23 protein-coding genes are annotated in these 20,116 nt (G+C 39.3%); 4 read left to right on the forward strand and 19 right to left on the reverse strand.

Going from position 1 to position 20,116, the window contains the following annotated elements:
* Positions 1-31: 31 nt before the first annotated feature.
* The 3 genes from NT010_09510 to NT010_09520 all read right to left on the reverse strand — a co-directional run bounded on the left by NT010_09510 (position 32) and on the right by NT010_09520 (position 3,078).
* A complete protein-coding gene (locus tag NT010_09510; GenBank protein MCX5806284.1) occupies positions 32-451 on the reverse strand; it encodes a PaaI family thioesterase in 420 nt (139 codons plus the stop codon).
* Positions 452-454: 3 nt separating this feature from the next.
* Positions 455-781 carry a thioredoxin gene (gene trxA, locus NT010_09515; protein ID MCX5806285.1) on the reverse strand — a complete coding sequence of 109 codons (327 nt, stop codon included), beginning with the start codon at positions 779-781 and terminating at the stop codon, positions 455-457.
* Positions 782-891: 110 nt separating this feature from the next.
* Positions 892-3,078, reverse strand: a complete 2,187-nt coding sequence (locus NT010_09520) for a heavy metal translocating P-type ATPase (protein MCX5806286.1) — start codon at positions 3,076-3,078, stop codon at positions 892-894.
* A 340-nt stretch (positions 3,079-3,418) separates the two neighbouring features.
* Between NT010_09520 and NT010_09525 the strand changes: the two genes are divergently transcribed.
* Positions 3,419-3,904, forward strand: coding sequence for a lytic transglycosylase domain-containing protein (locus NT010_09525; GenBank protein ID MCX5806287.1), 486 nt, complete (start codon positions 3,419-3,421; stop codon positions 3,902-3,904).
* 22 nt (positions 3,905-3,926) lie between these two features.
* On the opposite strand, the gene NT010_09530 is transcribed toward NT010_09525, so the two are convergent.
* The 7 genes from NT010_09530 to NT010_09560 are packed head-to-tail and all read right to left on the reverse strand — an operon-like array spanning position 3,927 to position 8,729.
* Positions 3,927-4,664 (reverse strand): flagellar motor protein MotB, encoded by a 738-nt coding sequence (locus tag NT010_09530; protein ID MCX5806288.1) that lies wholly within the window; start codon positions 4,662-4,664, stop codon positions 3,927-3,929.
* Positions 4,661-5,431: a flagellar motor protein gene (locus tag NT010_09535; GenBank protein MCX5806289.1), complete on the reverse strand. Its 771-nt coding sequence runs from the start codon at positions 5,429-5,431 to the stop codon at positions 4,661-4,663. Before NT010_09535 ends, NT010_09530 begins: the two co-directional genes overlap by 4 nt.
* Positions 5,432-5,437: 6 nt before the next feature.
* On the reverse strand, positions 5,438-6,016 hold the full coding sequence (locus tag NT010_09540) for a PilZ domain-containing protein (GenBank protein ID MCX5806290.1): 579 nt from the start codon (positions 6,014-6,016) through the stop codon (positions 5,438-5,440).
* Complete coding sequence (locus NT010_09545) at positions 6,003-7,484, reverse strand: response regulator (protein MCX5806291.1); 1,482 nt, start codon at positions 7,482-7,484, stop codon at positions 6,003-6,005. Before NT010_09545 ends, NT010_09540 begins: the two co-directional genes overlap by 14 nt.
* A gap of 28 nt (positions 7,485-7,512) precedes the next feature.
* Positions 7,513-8,082 carry a response regulator gene (locus NT010_09550; GenBank protein ID MCX5806292.1) on the reverse strand — a complete coding sequence of 190 codons (570 nt, stop codon included), beginning with the start codon at positions 8,080-8,082 and terminating at the stop codon, positions 7,513-7,515.
* Positions 8,075-8,281: a hypothetical protein gene (locus NT010_09555; GenBank protein ID MCX5806293.1), complete on the reverse strand. Its 207-nt coding sequence runs from the start codon at positions 8,279-8,281 to the stop codon at positions 8,075-8,077. The genes NT010_09550 and NT010_09555 overlap by 8 nt, the downstream gene beginning before the upstream one ends.
* Positions 8,282-8,330: 49 nt before the next feature.
* Positions 8,331-8,729, reverse strand: coding sequence for a hypothetical protein (locus NT010_09560; GenBank protein ID MCX5806294.1), 399 nt, complete (start codon positions 8,727-8,729; stop codon positions 8,331-8,333).
* Positions 8,730-9,154: 425 nt separating this feature from the next.
* On the opposite strand from NT010_09560, the gene NT010_09565 reads away from it, so the two are divergent.
* Positions 9,155-10,288, forward strand: a complete 1,134-nt coding sequence (locus NT010_09565) for a 2-hydroxyacyl-CoA dehydratase family protein (protein ID MCX5806295.1) — start codon at positions 9,155-9,157, stop codon at positions 10,286-10,288.
* The gene (locus NT010_09570; GenBank protein MCX5806296.1) at positions 10,285-11,514 is read left to right on the forward strand and encodes a 2-hydroxyacyl-CoA dehydratase family protein; all 1,230 of its coding nucleotides are present in this window, start codon (positions 10,285-10,287) and stop codon (positions 11,512-11,514) included. Before NT010_09565 ends, NT010_09570 begins: the two co-directional genes overlap by 4 nt.
* 56 nt (positions 11,515-11,570) lie before the next feature.
* Here NT010_09570 and NT010_09575 read toward each other — a convergent pair whose 3' ends face one another.
* The 8 genes from NT010_09575 to ppcB all read right to left on the reverse strand — a co-directional run bounded on the left by NT010_09575 (position 11,571) and on the right by ppcB (position 18,372).
* Positions 11,571-11,963, reverse strand: coding sequence for a DUF120 domain-containing protein (locus tag NT010_09575; protein MCX5806297.1), 393 nt, complete (start codon positions 11,961-11,963; stop codon positions 11,571-11,573).
* 13 nt (positions 11,964-11,976) lie between these two features.
* Positions 11,977-12,552 (reverse strand): UbiX family flavin prenyltransferase, encoded by a 576-nt coding sequence (locus tag NT010_09580; GenBank protein MCX5806298.1) that lies wholly within the window; start codon positions 12,550-12,552, stop codon positions 11,977-11,979.
* 4 nt (positions 12,553-12,556) lie between these two features.
* Complete coding sequence (locus NT010_09585) at positions 12,557-13,891, reverse strand: UbiD family decarboxylase (GenBank protein MCX5806299.1); 1,335 nt, start codon at positions 13,889-13,891, stop codon at positions 12,557-12,559.
* Positions 13,892-13,893: 2 nt separating this feature from the next.
* The gene (locus NT010_09590) at positions 13,894-14,151 is read right to left on the reverse strand and encodes a phenylphosphate carboxylase subunit gamma (protein ID MCX5806300.1); all 258 of its coding nucleotides are present in this window, start codon (positions 14,149-14,151) and stop codon (positions 13,894-13,896) included.
* A gap of 6 nt (positions 14,152-14,157) precedes the next feature.
* Positions 14,158-15,603, reverse strand: coding sequence for a phenylphosphate carboxylase subunit alpha (gene ppcA, locus NT010_09595; GenBank protein ID MCX5806301.1), 1,446 nt, complete (start codon positions 15,601-15,603; stop codon positions 14,158-14,160).
* A 17-nt stretch (positions 15,604-15,620) separates the two neighbouring features.
* Complete coding sequence (locus NT010_09600; protein MCX5806302.1) at positions 15,621-16,151, reverse strand: HAD hydrolase family protein; 531 nt, start codon at positions 16,149-16,151, stop codon at positions 15,621-15,623.
* A 13-nt stretch (positions 16,152-16,164) separates the two neighbouring features.
* Positions 16,165-16,722, reverse strand: coding sequence for an HAD hydrolase family protein (locus NT010_09605; GenBank protein ID MCX5806303.1), 558 nt, complete (start codon positions 16,720-16,722; stop codon positions 16,165-16,167).
* Between the two features lie 231 nt (positions 16,723-16,953).
* Positions 16,954-18,372: a phenylphosphate carboxylase subunit beta gene (gene ppcB, locus NT010_09610; GenBank protein MCX5806304.1), complete on the reverse strand. Its 1,419-nt coding sequence runs from the start codon at positions 18,370-18,372 to the stop codon at positions 16,954-16,956.
* Between the two features lie 89 nt (positions 18,373-18,461).
* Between ppcB and NT010_09615 the strand changes: the two genes are divergently transcribed.
* On the forward strand, positions 18,462-19,391 hold the full coding sequence (locus tag NT010_09615) for a LysR family transcriptional regulator (protein ID MCX5806305.1): 930 nt from the start codon (positions 18,462-18,464) through the stop codon (positions 19,389-19,391).
* A gap of 11 nt (positions 19,392-19,402) precedes the next feature.
* Here NT010_09615 and NT010_09620 read toward each other — a convergent pair whose 3' ends face one another.
* Positions 19,403-19,816 (reverse strand): hypothetical protein, encoded by a 414-nt coding sequence (locus NT010_09620; protein ID MCX5806306.1) that lies wholly within the window; start codon positions 19,814-19,816, stop codon positions 19,403-19,405.
* Between the last annotated feature and the right edge of the window lie 300 nt (positions 19,817-20,116).

The following is a 20,116-nucleotide window of genomic DNA, read 5'->3' on the forward strand; positions in this document are numbered from 1 at the left end:
TCGACCGGTCTTTGATTTAACCGCAAAAAAACTAATTGATGAAAGGTATTTCCTGGTCCTTCACATATACCAACGCCTGACATACGGCAATCAGGCTGTCGTTATCCTTTACGGTAATATTATATGTTGCTGTTCTTCTTGTTCTATTTATCTCCCTGGATTCAGCCGTTATAATGGTATTTTTCTTCGGTGGCTTCATGTATGTAACATTCATATTCAAAGCTACAGCAATATTCTCGTGGCTGTTTGACGATATCTCAAATGCTTCATCTATCAATGAAAACAGGGCTCCTCCATGTGCATTCCCATAGATATTGTCCATTTTTTCCGTATATTCCATCTCGCATAGGGCATAACCATCTTCCACATCCTTCAGTTTTATATCAAGCAATTTAGCAAGCGGTTCTTCGCTGACTTTTTTGAAATACACCTCTTTCTTTTTGATATCCACAGATCAACCTAAAACCTTTTTAATCAGGCTATCAACACTCCCTTTTGGCTGTGCACCGATAATCCTGTCAACGATTTCACCTTTATTGAAAAGAATCAACGTAGGTATTCCTCTGATTCCATATTTTGCAGGAGTAGCAGGATTTTCATCTACATTAATCTTAAGAACCTTTATCTTCCCCTCATATTCTCCTGCAATTGTATCTAGTATTGGTCCCATTGTCTGGCATGGTCCGCACCATGTTGCCCAGAAATCTACAAGAACCGGCATAGTAGATTCAAGGACCACACCTGCAAATTCACTATCACTTACTGGTTTTGCATTACTCATAGTTATCTCCTTTCTTTGTTTTCAGTTACGGGCAAGCAGTCTGCCCGGGTAGAAGTAACTCCTTGTCAATAACAAATATTTATACTTATTAAACCCTTAATATCTTTTTGTCAATCCTTGAACATTTTTAATCTTAATGAATTGCTTACAACAGAAACAGAGCTTATCATCATTGCAATTGCTCCATACATAGGCTTAAAGCGTATCCCGAAAAAGGGATAGAGTGCGCCGAAAGCTATAGGGATTCCAATAATATTGTATATGAAAGCCCAGAACAGATTTTCTTTTATGATCAAGAGGGTTTTCTTTGAGAGTTTAATAAGACTTACAAGCCTTGAAAGCTGTCCCTTCATTAAAACAACATCGGCCGACTCTATAGCGATATCTGTTCCCTTCCCCATTGCTACGCCTACATCGGCAGTAGCTAAAGAAGGGGCATCGTTTATACCATCACCGACCATAACGGTTATGCCCTTCTTCTTATACTCTTCCACTATATTGGTCTTTTCATCCGGCAATACCCTGTAAAAATATTTTTCAATACCTACCTTTTCACTTATTGCTCTTGCCCCTTCCATACTGTCACCCGTGATCATAACTGACTCTATACCGGCTTTACTTAACTCACTGATAACTGCCTTCGATTCATCTCTTACCTTATCACTGAATGTAATAATACCCATAAAGCTATCATTATTCCAGATCAGAACAGGCGATGTCCCTTTTTTCTCTTTTTCATGATATACCTGTCTTGCAGCATCATAAAGGGTTTTACCTGTTTCTTCATAAAGGGCAACATTACCGATAAAATATTTTGTGCTGTTTATCTCTCCTATAACACCTTTGCCCGGTATAGCTTGGAAATTATCAACTTTTTCTACATCAAGATTCAACTCTTCAGCCTTTTTCCTCAACGCTTCAGAAAAAGGGTGTTCGGACTGTTTCTCAAGATTGTATGCAACACTGAGCATTTGCGCTTCAGAAAAATCGTTGAACGGTAATACCTCGGAAAGTACGATAATACCTTGAGTCAATGTCCCTGTCTTATCAAAAAGTACATATTTAGCCTTGTTGGTAAGCTCAAGGGCTTCAGCACTTTTAATCAGGATACCATTATTTGCACCTACACCCGATGAAACCATAATTGCTGTTGGTGTTGCAAGACCAAGGGCACATGGACATGCAATAATCAGAACACTTACAAAGGATAAAAGGGCGTTTGTCAACTTAGGTTCAGGCCCGAAGATATACCATACAAACAGCGCCCCTATACTGATAAGTATCACAATAGGGACAAATATGCCTGCCACTTTATCCGCAAGTCTTTGGACAGGGGCTTTTGTGAACTGGGCCTCTTCTACAAGACGGATAACCTTTGATAAAACAGTATCTTTTCCTATTCTTACTACTTTTACGATTATTGAGCCCTTACCGTTTATTGTTCCCCCAATCACCTCATCACCTATATTTTTATGTATAGGTATGCTTTCGCCGGTAATCATGGATTCATCAATATACGTATTACCTTCCGCAACATCTCCATCTACAGGCACCTTTTCACCTGGTCTTATCAGTACCATATCACCTACTTCAATGATATCTGTAGGCACTCTTGTTTCTCTACCGTCTTTTATTAAAGCGCATTCCTTTGGCGTCAGCTCATATAGCATTTTTATAGCCGTATATGTCCTTGTCTTTGCCTTCGATTCAAGGAATCTTCCAAACAATATCAATGTAATAATGGTTGCACTGGAATCAAAATACACATCCGGGTTCAAACCAGCAGATAAAATAATATGCGGAAAAAATGTAACAAAGGAACTGTAAAAAAAGGCAGCAGAGGTCCCAATCGATATGAGGGTATTCATATCGGCAGCAAAATGTCTGAGATTCATAATGGCAGGCTTGTGAAACCTCATACCGAAATAGAACTGTACAGGCAGTGTCAGCAGGAGAAGGATAAAATTACTATGAGGAAGGATCATCCACATGGAAAAGGTCATAACCACAGCACCGAAACATGCAGACCATATGAAATCTCTTTTTAATTCTGCCTCTTCTTTCTTTGCTCTTACTGTTACATCACCCTCTATATCTACATCGTATCCGATATTACGGATAAGGGAAATGATATCTTTTAGTTCGATATCGTTTTTTGGTATTATAACTGCTTTCTTCAGAGGAAAGTTAACGTGGGCTTCTTTGATATTTTCAAGCTTGTTCAATTCTCTTTCTATACGGGCAGCACATGCCGCACAGTTCATGCCGTTAATTGGAAGCTCAACTTTTTCTGCCATAAAACTCCTTCATATAAAACTCTTAGAATAACAGTACAAAAAATATAATGCATAACACAGAAAATAACAATACCACAAATACGGTGACCCTTTTATCAAATTGGGCAAACCAATTAATGGCTTAACTAATGAATGGGACAATATGAACCTGGTAATAACGTCAGTTCACAAATTGCACATAGAGGTTGACAATGAATACTAAACTGTTCTAAGATATAAACTTATGAAATTTCGTAAATGCTTTATATTAATACTGACATCAATTTTTATTATAATATCAATAAGTTATAGTAATTTATTTGTTACGAAAGCTTTTTGCAATAGTGATGATAAAAAAGAGATGATTATTAGCGAGATTGTACAGTTTCTAAAAGATAAGAAAGTAAAACTGAGCGATAGCAAACTGGAGAGTATGGCAACCACCGTGTATGAAGAATCAAGATTATACGATTTGGATTACCGGCTTGTACTTGCATTGATAAAAGTAGAGAGCAACTTCAGACATAACGCAACATCGCGTGACGGATCATGGGGATTGATGCAGATAAAACCATCTCTCGCAAAATTTATTTCAAAGAATACCGGTTTAGAATTTAAAAGCAAAAAAGACTTGCATCAACCTGACAACAACATAAGACTTGGCACCTATCATATCTCAAAACTTATGGAAGACTTTGAGAATATTCATGCCGTGCTTCATGCATACAACGTTGGTCAAAAAAAGGCTCGTGTGAGATTAAACAAAGAAAATGAACCTGATACTCCATTTACCAGGCGGGTATTGAAAGAATATCAGAAAAACACCGCTGTACTTCCAGAACCGTAATTGAAAAACAATTAAAACACATTCACTGAGATAGTACTTTGTTACCCTGATGTTCATCTTGGCTTTTAGCTACAATGATTTCTATTCTTCTGTTTAAAGCCCTGTTTGCAGCAGTATCATTATCCACTAAAGGTCTGTATTCGGCATAGCCCGTAGCAGAGATCCTCTGGGGCGGGACCCCTCCTCTTTCGATGAAATATCTTACCACCTCAGTACTTCTTCTAACGGAAAGTTCCCAGTTGGATCTAAACTCATTCGTTTTAATAGGTACATTATCTGTATGCCCTTCTATCCTGATATGGTTATTTGTTTGTTTAATAACAGGAACAATTTTGTCTAGTGCCCTCTTTGCGCTATCCTTTAAATCAGCTTTGCCCTCATCAAAGAAAGCCTTGTCCATTATTCTTATAACAATACCCCTCTCATCAGAAAAAACAGTGTAATTATCCTTCAAACCATTTGCTTTTGCCATAGAATCAATTTCCTGTTCAATCTGTTTTTTTATCTCATTGCTGGATGCGCTTTTGTTAGATATTGTGTCCAACTGGGCAGTACCGGAAACACTCCCTTTCTGCGCAATCCCTGTCCCGCCGGCAAAAATAGCCTTAAGATGCATAGACACCTCCTGATATTTCTGTGCATCCTGCTTTGAAAAAGTGTACATCATAATAAAGAAAGCAAGTAAAAGAGTTATGAGGTCTGCATAAGTGAGAAGCCACCTCTCGGCATTTTCATGTTCTTCATTATGTTTCTTTCTCATAATTCATCTGCTCCACTACGGTTATTCGGCAGAAGAAAAGACAGAAGTTTCATCCTGATGACCCGCGGGTTGTCTCCCATAGCCAACGATATGACCCCCTCGCTTATTATTTCAAGATATAAAGCTTCATCCTGATGTTTTACCTTTAACTTGTCAGATATCGGCAGGTAAACAAGATTTGCCAGCGCAACACCCCAGAGAGTAGCTATAAAAGCACTCGCAATAGATGCAGCCATATTCGAACTGTTTTCCATATTGCCAAGTGCATGGATCAACCCCAGAACCGTTCCAATAATACCGAGGGTCGGGGAAAAACCACCCAGCTTTTGAAAAAACGTTGAACCCACTTTATGCCTTTCCTCAATATATAACATCTCTATTTCAAGAATTTCACGAATTTTATTTGTCTCAAAACCATCGATGGCAAGCTGGATTGCTTTTTTCAAAAAAGAATCATCAATATTTGGCAACTCTTTTTCAAGGCTTAATAGACCATTTTTTCTCGATTTCTGTGCAAGATCATAGATAAAGTCAATTAATTGCTGGGAGTTTAGCTTTTTCTCAAACAGTATAACTTTGAACAGTTTGGGCAAACTCATTAACTGTCCAAAAGATGTTGTGATGGTGGCAGCACCAAAGGTGCCACAAATAACCAGAAGCATTGCCGGTGCCTGTATTAAAGATGAGATATGTCCCCCCTCCATTAAAAATGAGGTAAGGACTGCGCCGATACCGAGAATAAGTCCAAAAATTGTTGTAATATCCATAGACCATTAACCTGATTGCTCTTTTTTGTAACGTAAAACTTCCCTCTCTTTCGTAAATATGAAATTTATTAGAAGATCTCTATCGTCTTCGTTTATAGTTTTGAAAGCTAAGGCAGTCTCCCAATTGTCAATTCCGTCGATATCGCAAACATCGCTTCTTACAACATCGCATAACAACACAATTTTAGGGTAAGGAGGGATAGGCAATGTGATCTTCAATTCCACATGCTCGGCATCATGCAGATTAACATCTGTTGTAAACCTGATACCCGCACCACTTATATTAACATTTATATATCTGCTCAGATACAAACTATCATTTTTTGATTTGTACAAAAGGTCAAGAATCATATCTATTTTTTTGTCTATTATTTTTATATATGCAAGTATCTGCTCCTTGTCTTGCTCATCTTTAGAAACAATTTCCTTTAGAAAATGCATCTCCTTTGCATTATCTATAATCTTAACGGAACCATACTTGATCGTACTTTCAATATTTAAATATTCATCATGACTAATTTTTCTGAATTCTATGGGGAGTCTGACTTCAACTCTGAAATATTCTCTATTTTCAGCCTTTTCCACTTGTATCATCTCTTACCATTTCAATGAAATAATCGGCAATATCAGGATCAAATTGGCTGCCCTTACATCGCTCGATTTCATTTAATGCGTGTCCTTTTTCAAGAGCATTACGGTAAGGCCTGTTTGTGGTCATAGCGTCATAAGTATCGCATACAGCAATTACACGCGAACATACCGGTATCTCATCTTTGGATAATGAATCAGGATAGCCCTTCCCATCATACCTTTCATGATGACTTCTTATTATCTTTGCCTCATTAGAAAGGATATCAAATCTGCTCAGGATCTCTTCACCAAAGACCGAATGAGATTTCATCATATAATACTCTTCGTCTGAAAGTTTGCCAGGTTTAAGCAATATCGAATCGGATATACCAATCTTACCGAGATCATGAACAGGTCCTACAAATTTTATCACATTCCTCTCATAATCAGCTAAATTCATTTTATCTGCTAAACGTAGACTCATGTCTGTAACTCTATGGCAGTGGTTTTTAGTATACAAATCTCTTTTGTTAATAGCAGCAATAAGTGATGTAAGAGTTTGGAAAACATTTTCAAAAAGGCTTTCGTATAACATCCTATTTTCAATTTGAGTGGAAGCTTTCTCTGCAATAAGCTTCAAAAAGAATAGATCACTATCCAGCAGATGGTCATCCTTTCTTAAACCGTTTCTTTTGCTGTCCACCATGATGAAGCCTATGCACTCCCCTTTTATGCTAATTGGTAGATATAACTCATCGTTTTTCGCTAAATATTTTTTTTGAGAGCGAAGGTGTTCAAGAAAATCCTCTGATACCGGGATTCTGCTTTCAAGTACATTGCCACCATTTTTTGTTTTTTCCTTATAAAGAATTAATTCCTTATTCTTGCCGTCAAAAATATAGTACCCACACGATTTTACCTCCAAAGCATCATAAACAATATGGAGCATTTTTTCATATACATCATTAAAAATTGTCAGGGAGTTAAACTGATTCGATATCTGGTACATAGTCGTCAGTTCTTTGATTTTCCTTTGCAGCTCCCTGTTTAATAACTCTATTTTCTTTTTATCCTCCAGGGTTTGATAAATATTTTCTTTTTCAATTAACAGCGATCTTTCTCTCAATGCCCTAATAAGAACAAGCACCAGTTTATCAAATTCAAAGGGCTTGATAAGAAAATCAGAGGCACCCTTTTTCATTGCTTCTACAACATAATTAGGATTATAGTAGCCTGTTGCCATTACCACAGCAACAGTTGGATTGTTTATCTTAATAGTATCTAAAAGAGAAACGCCGTTGACGTCTGGCAGTTTCACATCAAGTATAACGACTTCAATATCATTTTTATTAAGAAGCTCTATGGCCTTTTTACCAGTAGGAGCAGTAAAAACGCTACAACCGTTTAGCGTTAAGAAATCAGACAGGGCATCTATGATATCAACATTATCATCAACAACTAATATTTTAGAACCTTCGATCATAAGAAACCTTCTTTTTTTATTTTTGCAATTACTCGATCATTAAACGCCCTTTTACAAGTTTCTCCAAATTCTTAATCTCATCAACAATCCTTTCGGTATCTTTTCCGGATTCAGGTGTTTCAACATTTGAATCCGATTTACCATGTTGCCTGTATCTTTCAATTTCATCGTAAAATTTCTTTAACTTCTTAAATAATTCTATATTAGTTTTTACAAGAAATATTTTATCTTTCGCATTTTTAACAATAACTTTCAATTCTTCCATCCTAAAAGGCTTAACAATATAATCAAAAGCTCCTATTTTAATTGCCTCTACTGCTGTATCCAGAGAAGCATATGCAGTAATAATAATAAATTCCGTTATATTATTATTTTTTCTTATCTTCTTCATCAGATCAATACCAGTCATTTCAGGCATATTTAAATCTGTAATAATAAGATCATAGTTATTTTCCATATGCTTATGAAGAGCATCTTTGCCATCACAAGCTCCATCAACAAGATCACCTTTATCACTTAAGTACTCTTTTATAATTGATCTGAGATCATTATTGTCATCTACAACAAGTATTCTGAATACATCATATTTTTTACTCATATCTTTTTAATCTTTCGGTCATCTGCTCACCTATTCTGTCAAATAACATTTTTTTTACACCCTCTTCGGATATCATGACATTGTCTTCATGTACCATGCCTCCGTTTACAGGTTCTTTTTCAACACATTTTGCTTTAACCTTCATGTTTTTCATGTAAGTTTTTATAACACTGCTTATCTGGTAATCTGATATCGTCATAACACTCTCTTTTAACGTTATCGGATACGCTATTTAAAACTTAAGAAGATCAGCCTTTTTTTTCAAAAAAAACAGGCAGTGGCGGGAATGGAAATTTAGGTGAATAGGTTCTCATTACAGCTTTGCTTTTTGAAAGTTCATCCATATCAGTTAATAACTTTTTGCGCTCATCTTCTAATCTTTGAATAACTTTTTCCTCCTGCAACAAATAATTTTGAGCTTCTTCTGCAATTATCGCTATGTTATGATCCATTATATATTCTGAATACGCATCTCTTTGCATAAGTAAATCGATAAATTTATCAATATCTTCCTCTTTTAAGGCTTTTTTAGTCAGTTTTTCAAAGTTTTCAATATAGCTTGTGTCCATAATCATACATTTATCAAATATTATCGCCTGTGACAAGGAAATAATAATAAAAAAATTGAAAGCCTTTTTCAGCAACATACTAACTTGCTGTTACCCTGCTAAGTATATCTTTAGTATCTTGTCACCCCCCTATGTTATCAATTTTTAATTTTAGTAATCCTTTATTTGTAACGAAACTTTATTCATATTATTATGTTAAGTCAAATTTCTATCTGTTCCCGAAAACATAATACTATATACGCTATAGCATATAAAAGGAGACATTAGACTGCCTTTGGACAGGTTGTGCAATAAGCCATGCCGGCAATTCAATGATATTTGTTAATAAGATAGGCTAAAATCAGAAAAAACAAGATCATGAGCCGGAAACGCTTTTAGGTTCATCTCACAATACTCCGGCCGTTTTTTGCAAAGTGAAACGGCCTTCTTTTATTTCATTCCTTGACAACAAGAAAAGGGATTTCTTATAATGTGTGAAATTTTTGTATCCAGTTGGAGGGTTTATGTGGGACAACTTGACCATAAGAGAGGCTGTGGAATATGCAAAGGATCCTTATCCATCTATACGAAAATGGATAAAAGATAAGGGGAAAAAGGTAGTTGGCAGCACCTTTGCCGATGTCCCTGAAGAGGTGATATATGCATTCGGTTTTTTACCTGTTACAATTATGGGTACAAATAAACCACTGAAAAAAGCCCCAAGCCACTTGCCTGATAATGCATGTTCCTTAGCAAGAAGCAATCTTGAGCTTGTATTGAGTTATGAAGGTGACCTTTTTGATGGTTTCGTTCTACCACAGGTCTGTGATACCACCCAACACCTATCCGATATCTGGAGAATAAACTTTCCGGACAAGTATGTAGAAAGTTATCTTGCACCTCGTCAAGCTGATAGACCAAGTGCGCGTTACTGGGTAAAGGAGGAGATTACAAGGGTTATCTCATCTCTTTCAGACTGGTCAGGGAGAAAGATTGCAGATAAAGACCTGTGGGAAGCGATTGAAGTACACAATGAAAACAAAAACCTTCTAAAAGAAATATATGAAATCAAAAAGAAAAATCCTTCATCCTTAACCAATAAAGAACTCTTCGCTTTAATGAAACTATCGCAGCAGGTTGACAAGGCTGAATTAAACCAAAGCTTAAAAAAGATCAAAGAAAGTTTACGTTACGAACAAAACGACGAATATACCAATGTAATACTCGTAGGCATTACATGTGATCCTCCGGAGATATACGACCTCTTCGATGAGTCCAAACTCAATATAGTCGGTGATACATTACTTGTAGGAACACGTTACATACAGGGTATTGTCCCAACTAACGGAAATCCTGTTGATGCCCTCACGGAAAGACACTTCAGAAGAGGGTTCTTTTCGCCCATACACGATAATGTTTACAAGAATTTTGAAGAAGTAAAAACACTTTACAAAGAGACAAAGGCAAAAGCGATTATATATGTCCATATTGAGTTTTGCGAGTCTCAGGAATACGATCTACCTGACCTCAAGCGAATGATAAGGGATGAAGGTATATTGATGCACACATTAGATACGGAATATCAGACACTGTCTCTTTCACATGTCAGGACAAGACTTCAGGCATTCTTCGAATCCTTGAAAGGAGGATCTTTATGAGCGAAAAATTAACATCCAAACAGATGTCAAAGAAGATTACCGACGAATATATGGACGAGGCATTCCATGCCCATGAAAATGGTAAGCTTATCGGTTACTCAACAGCAATATCACCTGTTGAACTTTTTGTTGCCCACGATATTATCCCTATCTACCCGGAGAATCACGCAGTGGCAAACCTCACAGCAAAAAAAGGCGCTGAGCTTTGTTCGGTAGTTGAGGGTATGGGCTATACAAGCCATTTATGTGCTTACGCAAGAAGTGATCTGGCATACAGAAAAACAGGGATAACAGTCACCAAAGGTATTCCTGAACCGGATCTTTTCCTTGCATGTAATGCCCAGTGCTTTACGCTTACAAAATGGTTCCAGGTGCTTGCAAGAAAAGGCAACCTGCCCGTATTTGTCTTTGATACCCCGGAATACGTGATGGACAAAAAGACACGGGAAGAAATCGTAAAATACTGCGTACTCCAGCTTAAGGAACTGATTGGTTTTCTCGAAGAGGTGACAAAAAGGAAATTCGATTACGACAGACTGAAAGAGGTAATGAAGCTTTCTGCCGAGTCAAGCATACTATATAGAAAGTTCCTTGATATGGCTCAGTACAAACCCTCCCCCATCAGTATCTTTGACGCCCTCATAGGTATGGCTATTGCTGTATACCGGAGAGGCACCCAGGAATGTGTTGATTACTATCAGACGCTCTGTGATGAGATTCAAGCAAAAGTTGATCAGGGGATTGGCGTACTCCCGAAGGAAAAGGAAAAGTACCGCCTGTATTGGGAAAACCTACCTGTATGGTTCAAATTCAGTGACCATGCAAAGCTCCTTGGCTCATACGGCGGTGTTATTCTTACATCTCTCTATGTTCACGCATGGAGCTTTGAATTCAATCTTGACAAAGACCCGCTCGTTACCCTTGCCGAGAATTACGTATCACGGTTCTCCAATTCAACTATCGAGGACAGGGCAGACATGGCAGCAGAGCTCTTCAAAAAATATTCTATGAACGGCATGATCATGTTTATGAACAGAAGCTGCAAGGCCGTTTCCTTTGCCGTACCCACACTGAAAGAAATCCTTACCAAAAGAACCGGTATACCTGCACTTGTATTCGAGAGCGACATGGGTGACCAGAGGTTCTATTCGGAAACTCAGATCAGGACAAGAATTGAAGCATATTTTGAGACATTGGATAGACTACAGTTTGAGGACACTCAGTAACTAAAAAATCCTGCTGCAAGAAGAGCAGTGTAAACGAGATAAAAAACGTTCAGATGTTATTCTGGAACACCTTCTATATACAAATCCAGATATACTTCATCGCCATCCTCGACATGGAGTGCCTGTTTCAGATGAACTGACGCAACAACTTCGAGGAGTCTTTCATCATAGTTTTTAACAAGTGGAATGACAACTCCACATTCATATTTGTCGTTTATTAAGCCTTTTATAAGGACTGCATCACAAAAACCTTCTGTCTGGTGAACAAGCCTGTCTGCAGCCTTTTCTTTCAGCATTCCCTGCACATGCGCATCATCAATGGTTATATTCAAGGTGCCATAAAAAGGTTGAAATTTGAGTTTTTCCTTTAACTGCTGGTCTACCCAGTCGATAGAAAGAAATCCCTTGGATTCGCCTATACCTTTGACTACTTTACCCTTTATTTTCATTTTTTCAGGACTCTTATGTCCCTGTATCCTCCTGGCTCCCCCATCTCCTGAAAAGTTTTGCGTCTATAGAAAATATATCAAGCGCCTTCCCGACAGTTTGATTTATTATATCATCAATGGTTTTTGGCATATGATAAAAAGCTGGAACAGGGGGCATAATAATACCACCCAGTCGAGTCACCTTCATCATCAACTCAAGATGCCCCTCATGTAATGGTGTTTCTCTTACAAGAAGTAAAAGTTTTCTCCGTTCTTTAAGTGTTACATCTGCCGCTCTGATAAGGAGATTGTAGTTAAAAGAATTTGCAATTGCAGATAATGTCTTTATTGTGCAGGGGGCAACAATCATACCGTCCACTTTAAAGGAACCGCTTGCAATAGCTGCTCCGATATCATTAACATCATATATTACATCGGCTAATAATTCCAAGGATTGTACACTGTATTCCGTCTCAATTTCCAGATTTTTTACTGCAGATTCTGTAATCACAAGGTGCGTTTCAACCCCTGCCTCACGGAGGGCTTTTAGCATCTTTATCCCATATACTACACCGGTTGCCCCTGATATCCCGACAATAATTTTACTCATTGTATTACCCCGCGGTGAGATCTATAATCTTCTTAACCCTTTCGCTGTCTCCCTTTACTACATGTGCCCGTTCTTTTATCAATTTCCCCTGAACCGTGGCATTGATGCCTATTTTTCCAACACCGTTGCCACCCTCAGACTGAGGATCGATGGGTTGCCCCTGAAGACCGTCAACAATGATAAAATCCTCGCTTGGGGAACATCTCGTAATTACTGCCCATTCTACATCTCTTAAATCTTCCGGGTTTACATCATCATCTACAATTACCGCCTTTTTAACCATCGGAAAGGAAAGCAGAAACATGATCAAGCTGCGTATCTTATATCTTTCTACATTTCCCACATTCACTACAACGGATGATCCGAATGTCTTCTGGACAAAGGTAATTCTCGATATAAAAGGGAAAAGTCTTTTAGCGTTTTCTTCAATATGTGCACTGCTCACAAAGACAAGATATAAGTCAGCTTCAGGACTGGTTGGCAGCAGCGCATGGTATATAGGCAAATCTTTGTATGTCATCCTCTGTACTTCTACAGTAGGTGTTTCTTTCAAGGCCATGTAATAACCGCTTATTTCACCTAAGGGGCCATCCTGCATACATTTATCCGGGTTTACAAAACCTTCCAGATAAATCTCACTCTGTGCCGGTACATCAATCGATGAATCGAAAGACGGGATTACTTCGATGCCTCTGCCCTTAAGTCCTCCGGCAATCTGCAGTTTATCGGCTCCCCAGGGCGCCTTCAATGCCATGGCAATGAAGAAAAGAGGGTCAACACCAATCGATATTGTAACAGGCATTTTTAAATGCCGTTCCTTATATTTTCGGTAGATATCTCCAAGAGGCGGGTTAAGCAGGGTAGCTCCAAGCAGGTTTTTTCCACGGTACTCCATGCGGTGTACTCCACGTCCTATAAACCCGGAATCAGGATCAATTGAAGATATAACGCTCGTTGTGATAAAAGGTGCAGAATCTCCCTGATAATGTTTCAGAATAGGAAGTAAATCAATGAGGTCTCTGCTGCTAACATCTATAGTGTTTAGTTTCCCTGGCTTTACAGGCACCTTCTCATAACTTCTCTTTACTCCTTCAAGAAATGCCTCGCCGGGATTAGCAGCACCGCCTAAAAGGATTTTGAATACATCTATTGACGGTACACAGTTTGCGACAAGTCTGCAGTTGTATCCTTCCACATGCTCAAAGAGCAATACCTTTTTCCTGTCAGCGAGTTTCTCTATCAGCTCAGGTATGTCTTCTTTTGAAACCGGGTCCTTTATCTCAAGGACCCGGCCGTTGTCTTGCATTGCTTGAATATAATCCCTCAGGGAATTTATCAACCTTACAGCCCCTTGGGTATCACGCTCGTAAATTTAATTATCTTAATTGAGCAGGGCGTCGGGACAAGCTGTCCTCTGCCGAGCCTTATCCAGAGCTGGTCAGGATATTTCGCTGCATCTTTTGATATTTTGACCTCTGCAAATGTTGACCTGTATTTATATTTTCCAGGCGTCAAATCCCTTATTATTGCAACGCGTTCCTGCTCTTCCGGCATGTCTTTAAAGTCTATGTTTATATACGTATCCCATATTGCCATCATATCCTCCTATTCTTTAAATCCATATTTTTTCCATTTTGAAAGAACTTTATCCTGAATTTCTTTCGGATACACGTTGTCGAACGATACTTTTATGGGTACATCTGAAGCTGACCAATCAAGAGGGAAGGTGCAGTCAAAGATAACCTTACCGGCAGTGCCGAGACGTCTTTCTGCCGGTGTTGCGTATGGGTTCAGCGGAGTGCCTACACCAAATTTCTCTACCCTTATGCCGTTAACCGGGTGGCATTTAGTGCTGAGCGCATGAATCAATTCATCCTTGTCATAGATATTTGTTTTATCGTCAACAACTACAAGCATATGGAACCACGGACCCAACTTGCTGCCGAAGCAAAGCTGACCGATCTGAGTAGCAATATTTGCATAAGCAGGCTTAACACCCACAACAACAAGGTGATGTGTTGATTCCGGAAGCATGTATACACCGGTAATAGGGATTCCCTGTTCACGCAGCATTTTATCCATTTCCAGGCCAAGAGAGAACGATCTTAAAAGCTGACCCTCATCTGTCGGTATTCCCATATTGGACATAGCCATAATAGGTTTTTTTCTCATAGTTATTGTCTTAACCCGGTAGACAGTTCTCGGTTCACGCGGGCTGGTTCTGTAGCCTGTGTACTCACCGAATGGCGCTTCATCAATATTAACATTCGGTACAAGCACGCCCTCGATGATGATTTCCGCATGTGCCGGAACATAAAGATCACTGGTAACGCACTTTGTTACTTCTACAGGTTCTCCCATGAGGAGACTTGTAAACTCGTCTTCAGGAATCTGTGCTGGTGCACAGCTTGCAATTGCCGACAAAGGATCCGGGTTAACAACTACGGCAAAAGGCATTGGTATATTTCTGGGTGCAAATTTATTGTGGAACATTTTGCCCATATCCGAGAATGGAAGCACCGGTCCTACCATTGTCTTTTCATCAAAGGCCATCTGACGGTACATACCCCAGTTGATGGCAGGAGTATCAAAATCCTTTGCTACTACAAATTGCCATGTTCCTATGTATCTTCCGCCGTCACCGTCATGGACCATAGGTGCAGGGAGATTCAATATGTTGGCGTCGTCGCCTTCGAGAACAATCTCCTGGCAGGGTGCATTCTTGATAATCTTCGCGGGTTTTGCCTTTCCCTGGACAGTGGTCCTCTTTAAATACTCTTTGGAAATCTCAGGAATCGGTGTCGCCGGATCAAGACCGAATGCAATTGCAAGCCTTCTGTATGTAGCGATAGGCGCGCCAACGCATTCAAAACCCGGATAATCTTTAATGTTTTTAAAAAAGACAGCTGGGCCCTTTTTCTCACATGTTCTCCGGACAATTGCACCCATCTCCAGATCCCAGTCCACCTTTTCGTTTACTACAATTGCATCGCCTGTTTTCACGCATGCTTCTATAAATGACCTGTTGTCTTTATAATACTTGTAAGCCATGTGTTCCTCCGTCAAAATTATTTAAACTTCTCTACGATCTGTTCCCACTTGCCTTGTGCCTCAAGGATAAACTGTGCCGCTTCCCTTACAACACCCTTACCGCCGCCTTTAGAAGTAACTAAGTCGGCAATCGATGTGGCTTCATGTGAAGCATCGGAAGGAGCTACTGAAAACCCTACCCGTTTCATAACTGCAAGGTCTATCATCTCATCTCCGGCATAGCAAATTTCCTCATCTTTTATGCCTGTTTCCTGCTCAAACTGATCAACCCTTCCCATTTTTGCACCCTGTCCCCAGAGTCTTTCAGGAGGAATTCCATAGATAGCCCCCATCTGCTCATCTGCGCGTGATATCTTTGTTGTAAGAAGAGCAACGGGGATGCCTGCTTCGGTAAGAAGCTTAATTCCGAGTTTGTCATGAAGAGAAAAAAGTTCAGATTTTGTCCCTTCCTGTGTATAGTAAAGGGTATTGTCTGTCATTATCCCATGAATATCAAGAATGACATATTTCACCTTTTTTGCTTTTTCCATCGCCTCTGCTTTATTCATCGCATCACCTCCTCTATTTGTAACCCATTTTGGTTACTTTCTCTACCCATGCATCCCATTTGTCCATGGCTCTCAAGACAAATTCGCATATTTCCCTCATAGCGCCTCTTCCGCCGGCAGCCTTGGTAATATAACAGGCAAGAGCCTTTACTTCGTCAATGGCATCTGCTGTTGCTATGGGAAAACCGACCTTTTTCATAGGGGCAATGTCCGTAAGTTCACAACCCAGATAGCCTATTTCTTCATCTGTTATACCCATTTCTTTTTTCAGTTCCTCAATCTTTGCCCACTTGTCTGTTACGCTATAATAGAACTTATCGAGTTTCAGTTCTTTTGCTCTGAACAGACCTTCTCCATCTATGGATGTTGTATCGAGAAAAGCAACGCCTATTCCATTTGCGGTAAAGGAAAGATCCCCGAACCCGTCCATATGCCAGAAACCGTAACGCCTGTTTCCTTCAATATCACAAAAAATGTTGTTCGCAGTTAATACGCCATGAATATCATGGCAAAAAAGCTTAATTTTTTTAGCCTTTTCCTTTGCATTGTTCAAATCTTTTTCGAATGCCATTTTACCTCCTTAATGTAGTCTATGTACTGGGGTTTATATTACTCAAGTCGGCACATACTTCTTCGTGTGTCACCCCACTCTTGTTCACAAATTCACTACAATAATTAATTCTGGGTTTTATACATCCAAATTCCTATTTGCCACTTTTATGCCAAGAGAGAAATTTAAGAAAAGGGTCTGCGCCTGCATGTTTTTCACATGCAGGTTATCGGCCCTTGTTCATAACACTCACTAAATATTTATACCGTACTCATTCCATCTGGCTTTTACTTTATCCATCATGCTTTCTGTAAGCTTGATCTCAGTGGGTTTGATTTTCCAATCGTAAGGTATGGTTGCATCCAGGATGATCCGCGATGTGAGAAATTTGTTATCATCCTCTGCAAGGGCCGGATCAAGAGGAGTTGACCTGCCTCTGTTTATTATCTGTGTACCTCTGGCCGGATTGTAGCGGGTACCAAGCGCCCACCAGACCCTTGGAAGATCGTCTGCTTCTATATCATCATCCACGATGATGATCATCTTGATCCCGTATGTACCTGTATTACTTGCAATAACCGCCGCTGCCACCTGGTCCGAATGTCCCGGATACATCTGCTGTACCGAAACAACAACAATGAAGCGTCCTGAACCTTCCGGCAACGTATATACCGACTTTATGCCAGGGATCTGCATCTTGTCCAAATCCATCCATAAGCTTGCGTTTCTCGCAAATGCATAGAGCATATGCTGGTCACCTACCGGTCTTCCAACGCTTGTTTCCCAGAGTATCGGATTGTTTCTATAATATACCCGTTTAACATCCAGAGCAGGTTTTGGAATGGGTTTAATGAGTTCTTCTGTATAGTAACCGGTGTACTCACCAAAAGGTCCCTCGTTTCTCAGTTTAGTTGGGTCAATCTCTCCTTCAAGAACGATTTCTGCTGCCGCAGGAATCGGAAGCCCAAAAAGTTGGCTTTTCACTGTTTCTACCGGCTCCCCACGCAATGAACTTACTACGTCATAGCCGCTTTTTGCCCCGGAAACTGTAGCAGCACTTGCAAAAATATGCAGAGGATCGCCGCCGATAATAGCGCATGCGGGCATCTTCTTGCCCTGTTTTGCATATTTCTTCATAATCCGGTCTGCAGTTTTACCTTTGAGGATCTGCACGCCGACTGTTTTGTCATCGAGGATACCCATACGGTAGGTGCCAAGATTTACTTTGCCGTTTTCAGGATCCTGAATTACCATGAATACTGCTGTACCGAAATAACGTCCACCGTCAAGTTCGTAAAACTTCGGAGAAGGAAAGGCAAAGGTATCTACTTTGTCACCATCAACAATATTCTCAAAAATTGGGCCATCTGTTGTTTCTTTCGCCGGAATTACTTCCTTAACAGAAAGATTTACCCATTCTTTCGTCAGCTCAACAAGTGAAAGCTTTGGGTCTTTTCCAAGAATCATTGCCAGTCTCTGGGTAGTGGCAAAAGCTCCTGTTAAAACCGGGCTGGAATACCCTTTTACGTTTTCAAACAAAAGTGCCGGGCCTGATTTTTCTTCAGCTATCTTACAGATATGTGATATTTCCAGTTCCCAGTCAACTTCAGCCTTAATTCTTGCTAACTGTCCTTCTTTCTCGCACAGAGATATAAACCCCCGCAAATCCATAGCGTTACCTCCTTCCATTTTTTTTGTATATTAACGTTAAATCCTTGACATATCAATTAATTTCTACTTATACTCTATAATAATAAATTATGTTTTCATACTCTTTAAACTCTCTGATCGTTTTCTACGCAGTTGCAAAGACACGCAGTTTTTCTAAAGCAGCCACTATACTGTTTATGACACAACCTGGGGTTTCAAATCACGTTGCACAGCTTGAGGCTCAAACTGGAACTATGCTGCTAAAAAGAGAAAAGGGCAAGTTTCAACTTACAAAAGAGGGAAAGACAGTTTTTAAATACGCCGAAAAAATAGAGACAGTTGCAAGAGGACTGGAAAATACCATAAAATCTATAAAAAAAGATGCAAAACCCTTACTCAGAATAGCTATAACACCGGTATACTCGAGGGTAATGATGCCCTATATACTTGGCGGCTTCCAGAAAGCCAACCCTGAAATTATGATAAAGCTTGACCTTGGAAACTCTGATGATATGCTAAAAACAGTTGTCAACATGCAAAATGACGTCGCAGTCTTAGCAAACCAAATGACGTCTCAAAAAGTATTCGCATTTCCCTTGCTAAAAGAAGAGCTTGTTCTCATAACATGCAACGATCATCCTCTCTCTACAAAAGAATCTGTATCACTCCAGGAAATAGCTGAATATCCTTTAGTCATAAGAGAGGAGGGTTCATCTACACGAAAAGTGGTACTATCAGCACTTAAATCGATTAATATAACTCCTCCTTCTTTAATCGAAGTAAAAAGCACGGAATTTATAAAAGAGTGGGTTTCACAGGGCAAGGGTGTGTCAATTCTTATTAAAAGGGCAGTAATGGATGATGAACGTAAGTATTTAAGGGTAATACCTTTAAAAGAGAACTTATCGCTGAAAGTGTCTGTACTATTTTTAAAATCAAAGAAATATGATACATCTATTCAAAAGTTTGTAGATCATATAGCACAATTTAAAGCAGAATCTTATTTGCAGCAGCTAAAAACCACAATCAGTTCGTCTTAAAATTCAGAATCTTAGAGTTCTTTCACTATTTTTTCTGTTAATACCCGGCATATAGACCTGATCTTTTCTATGCCTTCAGCGGGAAGGTCATCCCAATGTATACCTGCTACAACCACAGTATTCCTTCCTGTTCTGCGTGTAATCTCCTCTGACAATGACTTAGCTACCATATCTTCCTTATGACCTGTGTAAGTAAAAACCGAACTTGTTGCCGCATTTTCCTTCGGATCTTTTAAGCTCGGTCTTGCTTGTGCCATTCCTATGGCACCTATATGGGGTCTCGTACCCCCATAGAGTATGACCAAACAATCATCGCTAAGCTCATATACCAATGCAACAACTTCAAGGCCACCCTGATTTTCTGATATTTTATGTAAGTTTACATGTATGGAATTTTTCTCTACAGGACTCTTTCGTTTTGTCATAACAAGATATCCCCATCATTTCATTAATATATGAAGGAACTCAGCGTGCTTTACAATAAAATCATTTTCTATAATTTTAATTCTGTTTTTAAGCAAACTGCCCAAAAAGCGGCTTATTACCGCTTCCTGGGCAGACATATAAATCTATTTAATGATCCTTACTCTTTCGGTGGTTTAGGTTCTGTTAACGGCCAGAAATTGAAAAACCCCGTATACGATGCAATGACCGGGAATGTAAAACCAAGAAGAGCAGTTGCTATCCAAAGTTCCTGTACATAGCCTGTTGCGCCTCCAGGAGGC

This window comes from Pseudomonadota bacterium (assembly GCA_026388275.1).
Taxonomy (GTDB): Bacteria; Desulfobacterota; Syntrophorhabdia; order Syntrophorhabdales; family Syntrophorhabdaceae; genus JAPLKB01.

Coding starts and splice junctions, on each gene's coding strand:
- trxA (MCX5806285.1), bottom strand. CDS start 781: ATGAGTAATGCAAAACCAGTAAGTGATAGTGAATTTGCAGGTGTGGTC.
- NT010_09520 (MCX5806286.1), bottom strand. CDS start 3,078: ATGGCAGAAAAAGTTGAGCTTCCAATTAACGGCATGAACTGTGCGGCA.
- NT010_09525 (MCX5806287.1), top strand. CDS start 3,419: ATGATTATTAGCGAGATTGTACAGTTTCTAAAAGATAAGAAAGTAAAA.
- NT010_09530 (MCX5806288.1), bottom strand. CDS start 4,664: ATGAGAAAGAAACATAATGAAGAACATGAAAATGCCGAGAGGTGGCTT.
- NT010_09535 (MCX5806289.1), bottom strand. CDS start 5,431: ATGGATATTACAACAATTTTTGGACTTATTCTCGGTATCGGCGCAGTC.
- NT010_09545 (MCX5806291.1), bottom strand. CDS start 7,484: ATGATCGAAGGTTCTAAAATATTAGTTGTTGATGATAATGTTGATATC.
- NT010_09550 (MCX5806292.1), bottom strand. CDS start 8,082: ATGAGTAAAAAATATGATGTATTCAGAATACTTGTTGTAGATGACAAT.
- NT010_09555 (MCX5806293.1), bottom strand. CDS start 8,281: ATGACGATATCAGATTACCAGATAAGCAGTGTTATAAAAACTTACATG.
- NT010_09560 (MCX5806294.1), bottom strand. CDS start 8,729: ATGTTGCTGAAAAAGGCTTTCAATTTTTTTATTATTATTTCCTTGTCA.
- NT010_09565 (MCX5806295.1), top strand. CDS start 9,155: ATGTGGGACAACTTGACCATAAGAGAGGCTGTGGAATATGCAAAGGAT.
- NT010_09570 (MCX5806296.1), top strand. CDS start 10,285: ATGAGCGAAAAATTAACATCCAAACAGATGTCAAAGAAGATTACCGAC.
- NT010_09575 (MCX5806297.1), bottom strand. CDS start 11,963: ATGAAAATAAAGGGTAAAGTAGTCAAAGGTATAGGCGAATCCAAGGGA.
- NT010_09580 (MCX5806298.1), bottom strand. CDS start 12,552: ATGAGTAAAATTATTGTCGGGATATCAGGGGCAACCGGTGTAGTATAT.
- NT010_09590 (MCX5806300.1), bottom strand. CDS start 14,151: ATGATGGCAATATGGGATACGTATATAAACATAGACTTTAAAGACATG.
- ppcA (MCX5806301.1), bottom strand. CDS start 15,603: ATGGCTTACAAGTATTATAAAGACAACAGGTCATTTATAGAAGCATGC.
- NT010_09600 (MCX5806302.1), bottom strand. CDS start 16,151: ATGAATAAAGCAGAGGCGATGGAAAAAGCAAAAAAGGTGAAATATGTC.
- NT010_09605 (MCX5806303.1), bottom strand. CDS start 16,722: ATGGCATTCGAAAAAGATTTGAACAATGCAAAGGAAAAGGCTAAAAAA.
- ppcB (MCX5806304.1), bottom strand. CDS start 18,372: ATGGATTTGCGGGGGTTTATATCTCTGTGCGAGAAAGAAGGACAGTTA.
- NT010_09615 (MCX5806305.1), top strand. CDS start 18,462: ATGTTTTCATACTCTTTAAACTCTCTGATCGTTTTCTACGCAGTTGCA.
- NT010_09620 (MCX5806306.1), bottom strand. CDS start 19,816: ATGACAAAACGAAAGAGTCCTGTAGAGAAAAATTCCATACATGTAAAC.